Here is a 17,079-nt window from a genome sequence, read left to right on the forward strand (position 1 = left end):
CCAGGGCACTGCTGTTTCAAGAAATTCAGGAATGTTCCTTAACAGGTTTATCGTTAGACTGCCCCTGCTTGTCATCCAGAACATTCATTTTATGATGCCAAGCTTCATAGTGATGCACAGCCAGACCGGCAAATGAGGAATGGCCTGTTCCCAGTGATGCGGCCCGAAGGGCTTCCTCATTCACTTGGGACTGACTTTTGCCGTAAAACGTCAAATGCTCCCCTTCCTCTGTGTCCGCCAACTCCATTCCGATCCATACGGACGTTCCCAGCTCATCGGCCTGCTCCAGCTCCTGCCGGGCCAGCTCATACATCTGCTCGCCGTCATCCCGGTAAGACATAACAGCTACCGAATCGGTCCGCTCCTGTATCCAATAGCCGAAATTGCGGGAGCCGTCCGGTGATGGAACGTTGTCCAGCCAGAAAGGCACAGCAGCGCTGAAGTGCAGTTCCTGTCTGTCCGCCTCCTGACTCCAGATTTCCATGTTCTCGCTCCACTCCGTAACTACCTGCTGTTCTTCCCGTTCCCATCTCTTCAGCACATAAGGCTCCACATCAAGCTGGAGACCCTGGAACTGCTCATCAGGTGCCGCTGCAGCATTGTACTGCTCAACCCAGGACAAGATCCTTACACCTTTGTCCTGATGTTCAATGTAGGCCCATTCCGGCTGACCGTCCAGCGCATGCACCTGAATGCCAGCCTGATGTGCCAAAGCGTTAAAACGGCGGTAATCCTCTTCCCGAACTTCCGACTGGATTTGCAGAAAAATAGTGGTAACCCCTTCTTTCCTGCTGAATGCCACAATATCTTCAGGGTCGTTCTTGATAATTCCGGCATCCCAGAGCCAGGTTGCCTTATCCTGTTTCACGGATTTGGGGGACAGTGACCAGACAAGTCCCAGGATCGCAAGAATGACCACTGCTCCGATCATCCATCGAATTTTCCATGATGTATTTCTAATGATGCGCAGCAATGGTTATACCAGGACAGCCTCTCCAGGCTCCTTCACATGCTGTACAGAATGACCGATCTTGTAAATATGCGGCTCTGCAAACGAACGGAAGGCATTACGTGTATCCAGAATCGGTACGCCCAGGGATGCGATCCCGCTGTAGTCCAGAGAGCTGTGGTTCGTGACCAGCACCATGCAGTCATATTGACTGAACTGGGTCAGATCGTATTTCACACTATGAACGGTCTCCCCCTGCTTGTCCATAAAACTGTGGGCATGAGGATCATAATAGCTTATATTTGCTCCGTTTTCCTTGTACAGATCATAGATTTCTAGTCCCGGAGATTCGCGCAGATCACTGATATCCGGCTTGTACGACATGCCCAGGATGAGAATGTTGGAACGTTTAATCGATTTAGCATATTCATTCAGGATCGTGGCTGTTTTGTTAATGACGTAGTAAGGCATGTTGTCATTAGTAGACTGGGCCAGCTCAATAAATTTGCTGTAGAAGCGGAAACCCTTCGCTTTCCAGGACAGATACATCGGATCCAGCGGGATGCAGTGCCCGCCAATGCCAGGGCCTGGATAAAACGGCATAAACCCGAATGGTTTCGTGGCTGCGGCATCGATTACCTCCCAGACGTCAATGCCCATGCGGTCACACATCATGGCCATCTCGTTGACAAAAGCAATGTTTACACTCCGGAATGTGTTCTCCAGCAGCTTGGACATCTCTGCAACCTTCGGTGAGCTGACCGGAACTACATTATCGACATACTGTTTATACAGCGCCTCACCCAGATTGAGGCAAGCCTCCGTGGTACCGCCAATGACCTTCGGTGTATTACGGGTGTTATAGCGGACGTTCGACGGATCCACGCGCTCAGGAGAGAAGCACAGGAAGAAATCCTTGCCGGCCGTATAACCAAGCTTCTCGATTTCGGCCTGAATCAGTTCTTCTGTCGTACCTGGATACGTAGTGCTTTCCAATGTAATCAAGAGACGCGGTTTCATGAAACGTTTGACCTGATCCACGACCATCGTAATAAAGGACGTATCCGGATCCTGATTTTCACTCAGCGGTGTTGGAACACAGATGCTGATGGCATCGATCACGGCGATCATGCTGTAGTCTGTTGTCGGCTTAAACCGCCCTGTTGCAATGCAGCTTGCCAGTTCTTCGTCTGAGATATCGGAGATATAGGATTCTCCGCGGTAAATACGTTCGATTTTGTCAGAATCCAGATCGATGCCAACCACGGTGAAACCCTGTTTTACCATTTCCACAGCCAGGGGAAGGCCAACGTAGCCAAGTCCAACAACCCCCAATACTGCTTTCTTCTCTTCGATTGCATGCAACAGTGTTTCGTATTCGTGGTTCATGTCATCTACCTCCGTTATGTTAGTCGAATTATTCTATCGTTTCTTGCATTATTACAAAATTAATGAAGGCAGCGGCGGATGCGGGCATCCAGCTCTACCGGTGAAAAAGGCTTGGTTACATAATCGTCTACGCCATTCTGAAAACATTGGCTGATCGTCTGCTCCACGCGCTTTTCGCTCAGCACGACGATTTTAGGCGGTGCCTTTACGTCCAGCTGATGAATGTGATGGATAAAAGGAAGACCATCGATACCATACAGATTGATTTCTGTCAGGACCAGATCGGGTTCCCACATCGGAATCATCTTCAAGGCTTCCAGTCCGTCCACCGCTTCCAAGGTCTCGTATCCCTGCATCGCTAAGCGGATCTGCAAAAATTCACGGACCGACTCGTCATGATCCACGATCAGGATGCGGCTGGCGTTCTCGGCCTGGTCATCAGTAAAAATTTGAATATCTGTAGTCACACTGAGACGAGCCGACTCAGCCAATGTTTTCAGCATTTGGGAGGACGGTACCTGGGACACAGACGTTAATGTCATTTTCGGGTCTGCATCAGGCTTGATATCCAGCAGATGCTGTTTCAGAAGCAGGGATTGATAATGAGCTGCATCCAATGCCAGTCCTGGAAACAGAACAGCCAGCGTTTGCGTGGTCTCATCCTTCCGAATCTCGCTGTTCACACCGGATAGGGTTTGAAGAAACCGATTGACATGACCTTCAAGATCAGGCAGGTTACCGGCACAATAGAGATACAATAATCCGCATGTGCTGTTTGGAAGCTTCCGTACCTCTTGCTCAATAAGGCTGCGGATATCACCTTGCTGTTTCCTTTGTAACGTTGCAGTTGGAGACATGATTCATTCCACCTTTTTCACATATTTTATATTTCAGGCTGCCTTATTCTTGTCTTTCCAGCTCTGCCGAGTCATGGTTCCCCATGAATTGTTGTTCTGAAGATATTGGATATGCCCCTGCACCCGCCATAAGACGCCCAGCTGATGATAGCCGACAAATTTGAGGGCCGAGAAGAACAGCATTTTGACGAGATCGGACAGCTTGGTGTACCGGCGGAATGCCAGTTCCTCCAGGATCAGCGCGCCCACGCTGAGGAGATATCCACTGGCCAGATTGACCAATCCAAAAACAAGCAGAATGTGCCAGTTCGTCATATCCAGCAGGACATATCCGATCAGAGCCAGAAGGCCTGTGATTCTGAAGTAAGGGTTTAAAGCTTCAAAAATAACGTTATACGGCATGGTCAGCATGCCCATCGTCTTGAATCGGGGGTTAAAGACCATATCCCTGTTCTCGATCATGTTCTTTAGATTTCCGCGTCCCCAGCGCTTGCGCTGATTAGATAAAATGCTGTAGCTGTCCGGAGCCTGTGTCCAGCATACGGCTTCCGGGCAGAAGGCAATGCGGTATTTCAGCTTGTTTTCCAGCATATACCGGTGAAGCTTGATAATGATGTTCATATCCTCACCGGGATAACCACCACGATAACCGCCGACAGCGATAACATAGTCCTTGCGGAACAGGCCGAATGCGCCGGAAACAATAATCAAACCGTTAATGCGGCTCCAGCCGATCCGCCCGCCCAGAAAGGCCTTCAAATATTCAATCGACTGAAACATCGGCCATATTCTCTTCGGCAGGGACACATCCTTGACCGCCCCATTTTCAATGACACAGCCGTTTGCGATCCGGACATCTCCGCCAATGGCGACGGTCTCTTCCGGATTCTCCATATACATCCGCGCCATGCGGATCAGAGCATCCTTCTCCAGCAGGGAGTCGGCATCGATGGATGAGATCAGCGGATAACGGGACATATTGATGCCGGCATTCAGCGAATCGGCCTTGCCTCCATTGTCCTTGTCGATGACCAGCAAATGCGGATATTTTTCATTGTGGTACACACATCGCACGTTCTTGGTTGGTATGGACCCTCGCACCTCCGGATTTGTCAGAGGCACCAGTTCGTATTCCTTGATCAGAACATCCATCGTACTGTCAGAAGATCCGTCATTAATGACAATCACTTCATAGGTCGGATAGTTTAGTGTCATCAGACAGCGAACATTTTCAATGATGGTTAATTCTTCGTTAAAGGACGGCACCAGCAGCGAAACGGACGGCACCAGTTCTGATCCGGACAAGGTATTGTATTTTGAAAATGACGCCCGTCTGAAAATATTCCGGATATCCTTGAAAGAAAACAACATAATTGCAAAATACAGCACGTTGACGAACATCACATAGTAGATGGCCACCATGCCATAAGTAAGTAAAATATCTCTAAGCAGAATAATCGCCTCCCACACCCGCGATCTGGACCGCTACTTTTTTCGGAGTCATCCCGAAGTAGCTTTCATAGATCAGCTTTTTCTTGTTAAACGACACAATCTGCTCCACTGCTTCATGTTCTTTCTCCTTCGCCATGACCTGCTCGATCCGGGAAAGTGCAATATCGCGTGCAGCTCCCGTGGACAAGGCCGCCTGGCACAGCTGTTCAAATCCTTGTTCACCCAATCGGGACAAGCTTTCCGCACTGCTATGGCGCACATGCCAATTTTCATCATGAAGGCCTGCTGTCAGCAGCGGGATACTGCCCGCCGCATGCAGGCGTCCCAGCGCCTTGGCTGTTGCTGCCCGTACTTCCCATTCCTCGTCCTTCATCAGCTGGGCGATCGTGTCATCCTTCATGACAGGGTTGGAAGCCAGATACAGCTTGACCGCCTCTGCGCGGACATCTTTCTGCTCACTGCCCACCAGACGATCCAGTGCGGGCACAGCAGCAGGAACAGCTTGTCCCCACATCGCAACCAGAGCAACCTTTACCAGTCCGGGATCGGAATCTTCCAGCAGCTTATGGAGCAGCGCTGCCGAGTCCAGCCGGGTTTCCAGCAGGATGTCTGCCGCCAGATGATGAATCGGTTTTCCAGAGGCCAGCAGTTTTGTCAGCATCATCCGGATTTGATCCGGACGGTCAGCGCTCTTGGCAATGGCTCTGGCGAAAATGATACTCTGCGGACCGTATGACGAGCTGTCCATCAGCTCTTCAAGAGCCGGGACGGCCTCCTCTGCCCGCATTCCGCCAAGCCTGTAGGCTGCTTCGATGCGGCGGCCGGCAAACAAGCTTTCAAGCAGTTTCATCTCTGCGGCTACAAAGCCCGATTGTTTGCAAAGCGAAACCAGCTTCGTTCGGCTCTCGCCCTTAAACTGTTCAATCCAATCGATCAGTTTATCCTCAATCACCCGGCGTTCCAGTTTCTTTAAAGGTCCCGGAGGCAGTTTGAGCTCAACATCGTCATACAAGTGGGATTGAATATAAACAAAATAATCCCGATGTTTTTCACGATAGGCTTCCATTTGTTTTTGTTCGGCATTGTGCTTAATTTTCATATGAAACAGCAGAATGATGCCGGCGGCAATCAGGCCAATGCACACATAAATGAATACGTAGGCCAGCGCAATATTTGAAAACATATCTCCACTCTTCCTCCCTTAGTTCGGTGTATTGGTTGTGCTGGATGTATCTGAATTTGGAAAATCAGGCACTTTCATGAAAAATTCCTGCATAGCATAATAGCTTTTTTTCAGACGTTCGCTGTACTGCACGGCTTCCCAATACTCCCACGTATACGGCGGGATCTGGTCTAAAGACAAGTTCATGCTGCTTGCGGACCCATTGCTGTCAGGCTTTGTATCCCGCTCATCCAGCCATGGGAGAAACCGAATGCCTTCTGACGCCACCGTCTTGAACGATCTGCGGTCCTCTAAAGCCGAGTAGTCAATAACCTGATGGGAACTGGGATCACCGAACCCGAGCAGCATCCAGGGAATACGCATTTCAACAACATTTCCTTGGGTTTCCCAAGCTGCCAGGGAGTTGAACTCTGATGATTTCACATCATTCGTTCCCCGGACCAGCTGACCTACCGTTTCATCCACAAATGGATGGGCAAACCGCGTATCCGGAGGAGACATCAGCAGGCTGATGCCCAGCTTCCAGGGCTCAAAGCTGGCCTTACTCCCTGAATCCGAATCTTTCTCTTCCTCTTCAGGGAGCATCCAGTACCCGTCCTTGCCATACAGCCGCTTGTGAAAGTTATAGGACGGGGCGATCTTCACTTGAGCATCTTCATCGGTGCCCAGCTGGATCAGAGTCTCGAATCCTCCCCCGGTGACACGTCTTCCTTTCAACGCTTCAAGCGGAAGGTCGCCGCCAGGCAGTGTATCGGATCCGATATACAGCCGCTGCTGTGCCGGGTCAAAATCTTGTTCCAGCTCCATTGCGATGTACACGTAGGCTTCATCATGTGTTAACCGCATACGCTTTACCCCTTCGGCACGGCCTGCCCAATCCTCTGCTTCGCCTTCAGGCAGCTTATCCCAATCTGATAGATCACCATCGATGACAAGCTGTTCTTCTTTGCCTGGCAGCATGGCGAGCACGCCGAACATTTTTTCATTCGTGAGCACGTTCAGCCAAAAGGCTCTGCGGTCTGCCGGAAGTTCCAGCGGCATCGTATTCCAGGTTTTCTTGAACCATTCATCCTGCCACATAAACAGGATCGCTCCTGCGTACCCTTCATCATAAATATCCTGTGTCAGCGAGACATTGATCTCTCCCTGCTCGTCTTCGTTATGTCCGCCCTGATCACGCCCTCCGGGTCCATGATGGGATATTCCTGTCGAGGATGGAACACCGTACTCTGTCACCATCAGCGGCATATCAGGAAACTTATTTTTCAATTTACGCAAATACGCTTTATACGTGTTGTAGCCTCCCTTTCCGTCCGAAATCGTCTGCAGGCTCTCATCGGTTCGGAAAAAGTCAGGATAGTACGGATATACATGATAGGCTGCGAAGTACCCGGCCTCCCAGTTCGTCGGCTCAACATGTCGGGCATCTACAGAAACCATATCTTCTTCGAAAAGCGGTTCACCGGGATGCTCCAGCACATCGGTCGTTACCCAGTTGGTGAATGTCATCGGATGCTGCCAGCCATACTGACTCTCCTGAACAGCCGTGTAATCAATTAGTCCTGCCAGCCAGCTCTCAAAAGGGCTTGCCTCTTTACTTGCTGAGAAATACTCGCCCTTGTACAGAGGAACATCTTTGTGCATATCATTCGTATTGCTTACCATCTCCGGGTCCCATTCCGTACCAAGATGCCAGGCCATCAAGTATTTTCCCGCATTGCTCGTAAATTTTCCGCTTGCCGATCCATGTTTGACTTCTACGGTTATGTCTCCGTAAACGGCGGATACTGCTTTTTGAATTTCTTCTTCAAAAGCTTGGTGGATGTTCTCGGCATAAGCATCCTGCTGCTCGATGAGCTGCTCTTCCGGAGACCAGATGCCCTGCATGAAGTAAAGCGGATCTTCAGGGCGGTCACGATTGAACTTGACGAGCGCGGAGTAAAACACGGGCTTATGTACTGTGTACAGACGGATGACATTTGCGCCCATTTCGTCCACTTGTTGAAACCACCGCAGATAGTCTTCTTCTGAAGCAGGAAGTTCTCCAGGGAAATGCCCAGGCACGGTTGCACCCAGATTCACGCCCTTCACGAACATTTCATGCCACTGGCCGTCTTCCCCATATTGCAGAAAGCCCGTCCCCTGTGTTTTAAACTTCAACGTGATGCCGTTTCCGTTATCGAAAGTTTTCATATCCGGCCTTGTAAACCCCATGATTGCAGCAGCTCCTCCGCAAAGGAGTATGAACGACACTGCTGTGGCCAGAATCCATTTTTTCTGTTTCCTCTTCATTCTTTTCTTCTCACCTTCTTTTGGATTGTTCTTGCCATCAATCCTCGAAGCGTCCACAGGAGTCATTCTATATCCGGTGTGTCCAATTCGCCATGCACCCAATTTACCAACTTTTGAGATAGGTATATTGGATATTTCAAGCGGCCTCAGGACACAATGAACGCATTCGAGGTCATCCTTGTTAAGCATCTTGATTCACAGAATTCACTTAAGAGAACCCGTTTCTTTTTCCAGTACATTGCTTCATGATTTGGCTGCAGACGCGCGGTACGCATCACATTGTCGTTCGAGCAGGCATGAAAAAACTGGGAAATAAAACAGGCGTTTTCAGAAACATTTCGTGAACAGATAGGTTAAACGCATAAAAATTGCTAAAGTTTCGCTCTCTTTTACATTCTTATCCATAGTTATTACAAAACTGATACCAAAGTATGACGCCTGAATGGCCTTAACCTCGTAACAACAAGGATTGTTAAAAATCGACAAATGACAAAAATAAGAAGAGAGTCCCGACTCGGGACTCTCTTCTTCTGTAATTTTATGACATAAATAGAATAATAGTTAGCTGAGACTATTTTTATGCTACTTCTTCACTGTTTGTCAGCCTAAATCAGGAGCATCGGTCAGCTCGATCTCAAGCTTATTTGTGTGATGAAGTTCCAAAATAATGAGTTCATTTGTTCCTTTACGCAGCAGAGGACCCGGTATATACAAGGTTTGCTGAGGTCCAGCGTTCCAATAACGGCCCAAATTAAAGCCATTCAGCCAGACTACCCCCTTCTCCCAGCCATCCAAACGCAGAAAAGTATCTGCAGTTTCATCCACTTCAAATCCGCCGCGATACATGCTTGGGCGGTCATGACGCGCTGCTGCTAACGACGCCTGTTCACTCCATGGAATGCTGCTCAGATCCTTAAATGGGAGAGGAGTTATCGTCCAGTCGTATAAGAACTGATTATCCAGCCGCACTCCTTCCGTAATCCCTTTGGGGTCTTTTAACCGAGGGCCGTAATTCACCCTGCCCATGTTTTCCACGAACAGATCGAGCCTGCCTCCGCCTTCCGGAATATTCAGCGGCAGCGACTGGGGATCCCAGCGTTCGACACATCCCTGATACACGCCATCCAGGAAGACCTGGGCACGGTCGTGCACCTCCTGGATGTGCAGGTTCTCTGACCGGGGGCCGGTTAGCGTTGTGGAATAGATGATAAAACCGTAATCCTGGCCCAGGCTTTCCATCGTCATCGTAAACGGAGACTGGACAGAAGCACCAAGATGATCCAAGTGATGTAAAAGGTCACTTTGTTCGCTCATTGTGACTTTGCCGTAATTTTTTTTCACAGAGTCAGAAGGGAGATCGGGCAGAGGTGGAGCCTTCGGGTCCCTGTAACGCGCGATGACTTCACGAAATGCACGGTATTTCTCAGTCACATCCCCACATTCGGATAAGGGCGCGTCATAATCGTAGCTGGTAATCGTCGGTTCGTAAACCTCCTGATTATTAGCCCCATTATAGAAGCCAAAATTCGTTCCGCCATGGAACATATACAGGTTGACAGAAGCCCCCGCTTTCAACATATCTTCGAGCACCTCAGCTGCACTGGATGCCGTGCGGGTATGATGTTCTTTTCTCCAATGATCAAACCAGCCGTTCCAGAATTCCATACACATCAGGGGATCTGACGGCCGATAGGTTTTAAACATGGTAAAAGCTCCGGCTGCATCTGAACCAAAGTTTACCGTTGCTGTGACATCCGGAATCGTGCCTCCCTGCAGCATACCGTCTGTTGGCCCGTCTGATGTAAACAGGAGGACATCGACTCCACGCCGAACCAACCCTTTCTGCAGATACGCCAGATAATTGGTGTCATTTCCGAAACTGCCGTATTCATTCTCGATCTGTACCGCAATAACAGGCCCTCCGTTCGTACTCAGCAGCGGAACCAGACGGGGGATCAGCTCGTCGTAGTAGCGGTCAACCTTAGCCAGATAAGCCGGATCACTGCAGCGAAGCTGAAGTCCCGGTTCACGCAGCAGCCAGGCAGGAAGTCCGCCGAATTCCCATTCTGCACAAATGTAAGGACTGGGTCTCAGAATGACATGCAGACCCATTTCTCCTGCCAAAGTCACAAATCGTTCCACATCTGCCATGCCCTCAAAACAAAACTTTCCTTCCTCGGGCTCATGCAAATTCCAGGGCAGATAGGTTTCCACGGTATTCAAGCCGCATGCTTTCAGCTTCAGCAGCCGGTCTTCCCAGTACTCCGGGACTACCCTGAAGTAATGGAGCGCACCGGACAAGATTTGAAAAGGCTTGCCATCCCAATGATAGTCACCGTCAATTACTTCAAGTTTTTTATAATGTGTCATGTTTGTTTCGCCCTCCAGTTACTCTGTTCTCATGCCCTTTGATCATCCGCGAAAAAGAGTCAAGTTTCCATCTCCAAATGGAGCGTCTTTCATCCCTTTTGTGCGGCGCTGAGCGCATGGTATACTGGTAATGGTTTTTTAAACCGATGATGTACACGCCTGCGCGGATGATGTGCTTGAGAGGAGTCTACCATTCGATATGTACAAATTCCCTAAAATGATGAATACACTTCAAGTTAGCGGTTGTCACTTTGACACCAAGCCGTCTGGCTGGCATTATCCAAGGCATCATCATCCCCTGTTCGAGTTGGTATGCTGTCTGGAAGGGGACGTTCAGCACGTGATACAGCGGGATACAATCACCCTAAAGCCTGGCGATTGGCTGCTGATCCGAACCGGCGTCAGACATGAGTCCAGCAATTCAGCAAATAAACCGTATAGATATTTTAATATCCACTTTGACCTGGATGATTTGAATATCCGCCGGATCTTGTCGTTGCAATCCTATCGTGTAGTCCGTGCCGATCAGGCGGAGAACACCCGGCTGCCGGCTTGCATCAAGGAGTTATCCGCCATTATATCCCGAAGCCAGCCTCCTGCACCAGGCGATGATGAACAGAAACTGAACTTTGAAGACCAGATTTTGCTGCAATCTACAACACTGTTGATCCTTCATGAAGTACTTCACCTTTTGAAGCACGCACCTGATAAAGAGGCTACTCCTTCGACGGATCCGGCTGGAGCGCTATCCGCAGCTAATCTCGCTCATACAATAGAAGAACGCTTAACTCAACAGATAGACGAACGCGTCCTCATCGCCGAAACTGCACGTGACCTCAGTATCAGCCGCAGCCAGTGTACCCGTTTGTTCTCCAAGGTATATGGCCTTTCTCCCCGGCAGTATATAAGCCGCTATAAGCTGAATGCCGCCAAAGAAATGCTCAGCACCTCCAATCTCACCGTCACGGAAATCGCCGATCGACTGGGCTTTCGTTCCCCCAGCCATTTCTCAAGACAGTATCGCCGTTGGACGGGGCAATCGCCGACAGAGTATAGGTCCAAATAGTAGAGCTCATTACAAAAAAACCGCAGACCTCGTGGTTAATCCACGAAATCTGCGGGTCGGGTTTCCTCATGCATCACGTTTATCATGTGTCATGTTTATCATGTATTCGTCTTACAGTTTTACAATCGATCCGGTATCCTGGGATTCAAATGCGCCCAGAATGACTTTGAGTGAGCGAAGTCCTTCTTCACCAGAAATGGTCGGAGGTGTTTTGGTGATAATGGATTGGACAAAATCATCGATGACGCCACTAGGTACCTGCTTCTCATTTGTAGCCATGGCGCCTACTTTGTAAGTTTCCACTGTACCGTTTGTCAGCTCCACTATCACTTCATCGCCTTGCCCCGTACCGATTTTAACAACCCCGTTCTCACACCAGAGAACCGTTCCGTTGTCGCCGCCCTTATAATGCGTCCAGCTGGCCATCAGTGTTCCAATAGCACCGCTCTTCATACGAACGATGCAGGTTGCATTATCGTCCACATCGGTATCTTCTTTATGGATCGTACCGATGAATCCGGCAACCTCCACCACTTCATCATTCAGCAGGTAGCGGATAAAGTCCGACTTGTGGACACCAAGATCACCCATCGCTCCCATCAAAGCTTCATCCTTACGGAAGAACCAGCTGTCTCGTCCATCGAGGCTCCAGCCTTCCGGACCAGGATGACCGAAGGAAGTACGGAATGTCAAAACTCTGCCCAAACGGCCGGATTCCAAAATCTCCTTCGCTTTCACATGTGGGGGCATTAGACGCTGGTTGTGGCCTACCATCAGGTATACATTGTTCTTGGCCGCAGCTTCAATCATCTGCTCGCCTTCTTCGGCGGTAACCGCCATCGGCTTCTCAACAAGAACATGCAAGCCAGCATTCGCTGCTGCAATCGTCATTGGAGCATGCAGATAGTTTGGTGTACATACGCTGACCGCATCAAGCTTCTCATTCTTCAGAATATCCTCATAGTTTTCGTACGCTTTGCCGCCATATTCGGCTGCTACCTCTTCGGCTCTTTGCTTATTAGGGTCCGCGAAAGCGACCAGTTCCACGTTGGGATTGGAAGCATACTCCGGAATATGTCTGCGCTGGGCAATAGCACCGCAGCCAAAAACTGCTACTCTAATTTTGCTCATCGGATTCGTAATCTCCTTTTTAATGTACTGAATTTAAACTGCATTTCCTGCCTAATCTGATCCTATCATACACGGAATTCAGTGATAAAGAACATACCCTAAATGCTTAAAACATGAACTATCTGACTGAGTTTTTGTTAGCACACCCACATTGATTTCTTAAGAAATTCTTTAGAATTATACTACCGGAAAGTAAAGAATTAACCTCTACACTATGATCATAAACACCAATACGACATATCAGATCATACTTAGGAGGATTACCATGATGTTTACGCATAGATGGATGTTTGCAAAAACATTTTTCAACCACCCTGGACAGATCGGGAGTATTACACCGAGTTCCCGTTTTCTCGCCCGTCTCATAATGAAATCTGTTCCTTGGGAACAGGTATCTTCGATTGCTGAGTTAGGCTCCGGTACAGGTGCATTGACTAACAGCATTCTGGAACACATCAATCCGGACACCCGCATGATTCTTTTTGAAAAAGATTCACGGATGCAGCAAAACCTTACCCGTACTTTCCCGGGGATCCCGGCCTACTCCGATGCCCTTCAACTCAATCGGAACATCCAACAAGAAGGCATCTCGAATCTGGACTGTGTGATCAGCGGACTGCCCTTTTTCAATTTCCCGGAGACTGTCCGTACACAGATCCTGGATGAAATTGTTCAATCTTTAAGACCTGGCGGTTATTTTGTAGCTTTTCAATATTCTTTACAGATGCGAAAAGAGCTGAACAAGAGATTTCATATCGAAAAAATCCGGTTCACGCCGCTAAATGTCCCGCCTGCTTTTGTTTATGTGTGCCGAAAAGAGGCAGCGCTGTGAACACGGAACAATTATTACAACTCATCGAGCACTTTGGATATGCTGCCCTGTTCTTTTCCTTGTGGCTCGGCATTGTCGGCATGCCGCTTCCGGATGAGGTGATCGTGATGACAGGCGGAGCCGTAACCGGATTGGGTTACTTGGCTCCGGTGCCCGCCTTTATTCTGACCTATCTTGGTGTAATTAGCGGATTGAGCCTTGGCTATGTACTTGGCAGGTCTGTCGGAGCGCCTATCCTGACGAAGCTAGGCAACAAACGAGGAATGACCCGGCATATTGCCAAATCAGAAGGGCTGATTCGAAAGTACGGCGGCTTCGCATTATGCATCAGTTATTTTTTCCCGATTGTCAGACATGTCATTCCTTATCTGGTTGGCATTAATAAAATGCCGTTCCATCGTTATGCAACCATCTCCTATCTCACAGGTCTGGTTTGGACGGCCATTTTCTTCTCACTGGGAAGTTACTCATCGGCAGCAGCTGCTGAACTGGGTTCCACCATCTACAACAGCAGCCTGAAAGTATTGGGCATCGTCTTGATTGCCGGTACTATAATTGCTGTATACTATAAACTCAGAGGTTATAAAAAGAAAGAAGGAGCTTCTTCATAATGCAATCAACACCCGTCGTACTCATCGCTGATGATGAGGCAGAAATTCGTGACGTCCTGCATGTTTACTTACGTAATGAGGGTTATATGGTGCTGGAGGCCGAGAACGGTCTGGAAGTCCTGCAAACCCTGGAACAAGAAAAACCGGATGTCATTATTATGGATGTGATGATGCCTCAAATGGACGGTATAACTACATGTATCAAAATCCGGGAGCACTCTAACATACCTATTATCATTCTCTCCGCTAAAGAAACACAGCTCGATAAAATTACGGGATTGTCTATCGGTGCAGATGATTACGTTACCAAGCCGTTTCATCCACTGGAGCTGATGGCCCGGGTAAAAGTACAGCTAAGGCGGCACAGCGACAAGAAGGATGACCAGAAAAGTACAGATATACTGCGTATCGGAGAACTGATGATCGACATCCCGCAGCATGAAGTGAGTATACAAGACCGCCAAATCAAACTGACACCGCTGGAATTCTCCATTCTCAAGCTGCTGGCAAGCCACCGGGGACAGGTATTCAGTGTGGATCGAATCTACGAATCGGTATGGAAGGAACCTGCGAGCTCCTCCGAGCAGACGGTAATGGTTCACATCCGAAACCTGAGGGAGAAGCTTGAAGTGGATCCGAGGCATCCGAAATATATTAAAACCGTATGGGGAGTAGGTTATAAAATTGAGAAATAAGTTCAGCTGGCTGAGGTTTAGCCGCCGCAGCATTCGGCTCCAGTTAATCTGGAGTTTTATTCTAAGCAGCACAGTGGCCAGTATATTAACGCCTGCTGCTGCACACATCCTGAACTCTAGTGGGCAATTCCATTTTTTTTATTCATATATTCCTATCATTGTTTATATTGTGAGCTTTACCGTGTGCATCTTTTTGACGACGCAAAGCAGCTTAAAGTATATTATACATTTGTCGGAAACATTAAATTCTATGTCCAAAGGGAATCTGCAGCAGCGAGCATTAGAGACACGTGAAGACGAGCTCGGCAGCATTGCTTACAGTATTAACCGCATGGCCCAACAGCTGGATGAGCAGATTCGCAAGGAACGTGAACTGCAGCAGGGCCGCATGGACTGGATCGCAGGATTATCTCATGATATTCGTACACCGTTAACCAGCATGATGGGGTATATCGGACTTCTTAAAACTGGCGCTTATGAGAATGAAGACGAGCAGCAGCGTTTTATCGACAACACGTACAATAAGGTCGTTCAGTTAAAAAGCTTGACCGATGAATTGTTTGAATACTCCCGGTTAACCGGAAGCTCCATTACGCTGGATTTGAGACAAATCGATATCAAAAACCTGTTATCTCAAATGCTGGTAGAATTTGAACCGCTTGCCCGCAAGCATGAGCTGGATCTTGAAACCGTAATCCCTGACGAGCCGCTGCTGCTGATGCTTGATCCTGATATGATTGTAAGAGCGCTGGACAACCTGTTCATGAATACTCTTAAATATTCTGTGAAACCCGGCACTGTAAAAATAACCCTGGCCTATGATCAGGATCAGGTCCGTATAGAGATTGAGAACAGAGGCGGTCCCCTGCTTCCGGAGTCTGTCAGCCGGCTGTTTGATCAATTCTACAAAGCCGATTCATCACGCTCTTCCGACTTGATTCAAACCGGAGCCGGCCTGGGCTTGTCCATCACCCGTACGATTGTAGAGATGCACGGAGGATCAGCGGATTTACATTATGAAGATGGGACATTTATTTTTAGCATTAATTTGCCTCAATCGGAAGCTTGAGGATTCACCTGATCAGCAGAAACAAAAAGGTCAAAAACAAAGTCCGTGGACTTGTTTTTGACCTTTTTTTGTTACTTGGGAATATGTTCTTTAGTTTTTGGTAGGGGCTGGCGGCGAGTACAAGTCAAAATCTTTAAGCGTCTCGCCTGTACGTGCTGACTCGAAAACGGCCTCAATCAGATTCAGCACACGCAGCACTTCATCATTTTTAACGATCGGCTCTGCTTCACCTTCAATTACGGCTGCAAAGTTATCAAAGAAGCTGCTCGGCTGACGGAACGGATCCGGCAGTGTACCTGTAATCGTCGCTTCTTCCGATGGCGGAGCCATCGTCTTGGTCAAACCTACGCCGGCTTGAATAGGCTTAGGCTCGACGTGCTCTGCATCCTGATTACGGGTAACCGTTCGGCCGCTTAACGACCAGTCATCAATCATACCGGTCCCTTCTGTCCCTTTGACATACCATCGAGGCAGTGTAATAAAGTTGGTCGTACCCACTTCAATTAAAGCCGATACGCCGTTCTCGAACGTAAGTACAGCCTCGAAACCGTCATCCACATCATTACCCAGAATATAGCTCAAACGGCTGTTCAGGCTCACAATGCGGCTGTCCACCATACTCAGAATCTGGTCCAGCAGATGTACACCCCAGTCGAGCAGCATTCCGCCGCCAAACGCCTTCATATGCCTCCAGTCACCCGGAATCCCGTTCGCACCGTGAACTCTGGATTCAATCCGGAACAATTCGCCGATGGTGCGTTCATTGTACATCTGCTTGATAGTGAGGAAGTCCTCATCCCAGCGGCGGTTCTGATGAACCATCAATACGCGGCCCGCTTCATCGGCAGCAGCCGTCATCAACTTAAAATCACCGACTGAGAGCGTGACCGGCTTTTCGCAAATGACATGCTTGCCCGCTTGAAAAGCCTGAACCGCCAAATCTTTATGCACATCATTAGGGGTTGCAATCAGAACGACGTCGACCGAATCGTCCTGAAGCACCTTGTCATAGCTGTCATAAACGGCATATCCATCTTCCACAGACACCTTTCGGCGTTCTTCCGAAGGATCGAACGTGCCCGTCACCTCAAGATAAGGATTGCCCTTGATCAGCTTCGCGTGGTAGCTTCCCATGCCTCCATATCCAATGATAACGATACTGTGTTTTCGGATTGTCATGTTT

Annotated in this window: 14 protein-coding genes; 5 read left to right on the forward strand and 9 right to left on the reverse strand. The window is 48.8% G+C overall.

Features of this window, described 5'->3' with window-relative positions:
- Positions 1-25 precede the first annotated feature (25 nt).
- The 7 genes from HII30_RS02115 to HII30_RS02145 all read right to left on the reverse strand — a co-directional run bounded on the left by HII30_RS02115 (position 26) and on the right by HII30_RS02145 (position 10,492).
- Positions 26-973, reverse strand: coding sequence for a hypothetical protein (locus HII30_RS02115; RefSeq protein ID WP_246245957.1), 948 nt, complete (start codon positions 971-973; stop codon positions 26-28).
- A gap of 3 nt (positions 974-976) precedes the next feature.
- Positions 977-2,338 (reverse strand): nucleotide sugar dehydrogenase, encoded by a 1,362-nt coding sequence (locus tag HII30_RS02120; protein WP_169503291.1) that lies wholly within the window; start codon positions 2,336-2,338, stop codon positions 977-979.
- 59 nt (positions 2,339-2,397) lie between these two features.
- Positions 2,398-3,195: a response regulator transcription factor gene (locus HII30_RS02125; protein WP_169503292.1), complete on the reverse strand. Its 798-nt coding sequence runs from the start codon at positions 3,193-3,195 to the stop codon at positions 2,398-2,400.
- A gap of 33 nt (positions 3,196-3,228) precedes the next feature.
- Positions 3,229-4,596, reverse strand: a complete 1,368-nt coding sequence (locus tag HII30_RS02130; RefSeq protein ID WP_211184403.1) for a glycosyltransferase family 2 protein — start codon at positions 4,594-4,596, stop codon at positions 3,229-3,231.
- A gap of 43 nt (positions 4,597-4,639) precedes the next feature.
- Positions 4,640-5,830 carry a HEAT repeat domain-containing protein gene (locus tag HII30_RS02135; RefSeq protein ID WP_169503293.1) on the reverse strand — a complete coding sequence of 397 codons (1,191 nt, stop codon included), beginning with the start codon at positions 5,828-5,830 and terminating at the stop codon, positions 4,640-4,642.
- Positions 5,831-5,848: 18 nt separating this feature from the next.
- Positions 5,849-8,122, reverse strand: a complete 2,274-nt coding sequence (locus tag HII30_RS02140) for a hypothetical protein (protein ID WP_169503294.1) — start codon at positions 8,120-8,122, stop codon at positions 5,849-5,851.
- A 600-nt stretch (positions 8,123-8,722) separates the two neighbouring features.
- Positions 8,723-10,492: a glycoside hydrolase family 35 protein gene (locus tag HII30_RS02145; protein WP_169503295.1), complete on the reverse strand. Its 1,770-nt coding sequence runs from the start codon at positions 10,490-10,492 to the stop codon at positions 8,723-8,725.
- A gap of 199 nt (positions 10,493-10,691) precedes the next feature.
- Between HII30_RS02145 and HII30_RS02150 the strand changes: the two genes are divergently transcribed.
- Complete coding sequence (locus tag HII30_RS02150; protein WP_169503296.1) at positions 10,692-11,558, forward strand: AraC family transcriptional regulator; 867 nt, start codon at positions 10,692-10,694, stop codon at positions 11,556-11,558.
- A gap of 111 nt (positions 11,559-11,669) precedes the next feature.
- Here HII30_RS02150 and HII30_RS02155 read toward each other — a convergent pair whose 3' ends face one another.
- Complete coding sequence (locus HII30_RS02155) at positions 11,670-12,689, reverse strand: Gfo/Idh/MocA family protein (RefSeq protein WP_169503297.1); 1,020 nt, start codon at positions 12,687-12,689, stop codon at positions 11,670-11,672.
- 268 nt (positions 12,690-12,957) lie between these two features.
- Between HII30_RS02155 and HII30_RS02160 the strand changes: the two genes are divergently transcribed.
- The 4 genes from HII30_RS02160 (at position 12,958) to HII30_RS02175 (ending at position 15,896) form a co-directional block, all read left to right on the forward strand.
- A complete protein-coding gene (locus HII30_RS02160) occupies positions 12,958-13,521 on the forward strand; it encodes a class I SAM-dependent methyltransferase (RefSeq protein ID WP_169503298.1) in 564 nt (187 codons plus the stop codon).
- A complete protein-coding gene (locus HII30_RS02165; RefSeq protein WP_169503299.1) occupies positions 13,518-14,132 on the forward strand; it encodes a VTT domain-containing protein in 615 nt (204 codons plus the stop codon). The genes HII30_RS02160 and HII30_RS02165 overlap by 4 nt, the downstream gene beginning before the upstream one ends.
- A complete protein-coding gene (locus HII30_RS02170) occupies positions 14,132-14,827 on the forward strand; it encodes a response regulator transcription factor (protein WP_169503300.1) in 696 nt (231 codons plus the stop codon). Before HII30_RS02165 ends, HII30_RS02170 begins: the two co-directional genes overlap by 1 nt.
- A gap of 181 nt (positions 14,828-15,008) precedes the next feature.
- Entirely contained in the window at positions 15,009-15,896 is an 888-nt protein-coding gene (locus HII30_RS02175) for a sensor histidine kinase (protein WP_343045057.1), read from the forward strand.
- Positions 15,897-15,986: 90 nt separating this feature from the next.
- On the opposite strand, the gene HII30_RS02180 is transcribed toward HII30_RS02175, so the two are convergent.
- The gene (locus HII30_RS02180) at positions 15,987-17,069 is read right to left on the reverse strand and encodes a Gfo/Idh/MocA family protein (protein WP_343045058.1); all 1,083 of its coding nucleotides are present in this window, start codon (positions 17,067-17,069) and stop codon (positions 15,987-15,989) included.
- Between the last annotated feature and the right edge of the window lie 10 nt (positions 17,070-17,079).

Source organism: Paenibacillus lemnae, from assembly GCF_012933385.1.
Lineage (GTDB): Bacteria > Bacillota > Bacilli > Paenibacillales > Paenibacillaceae > Paenibacillus_AQ > Paenibacillus_AQ lemnae.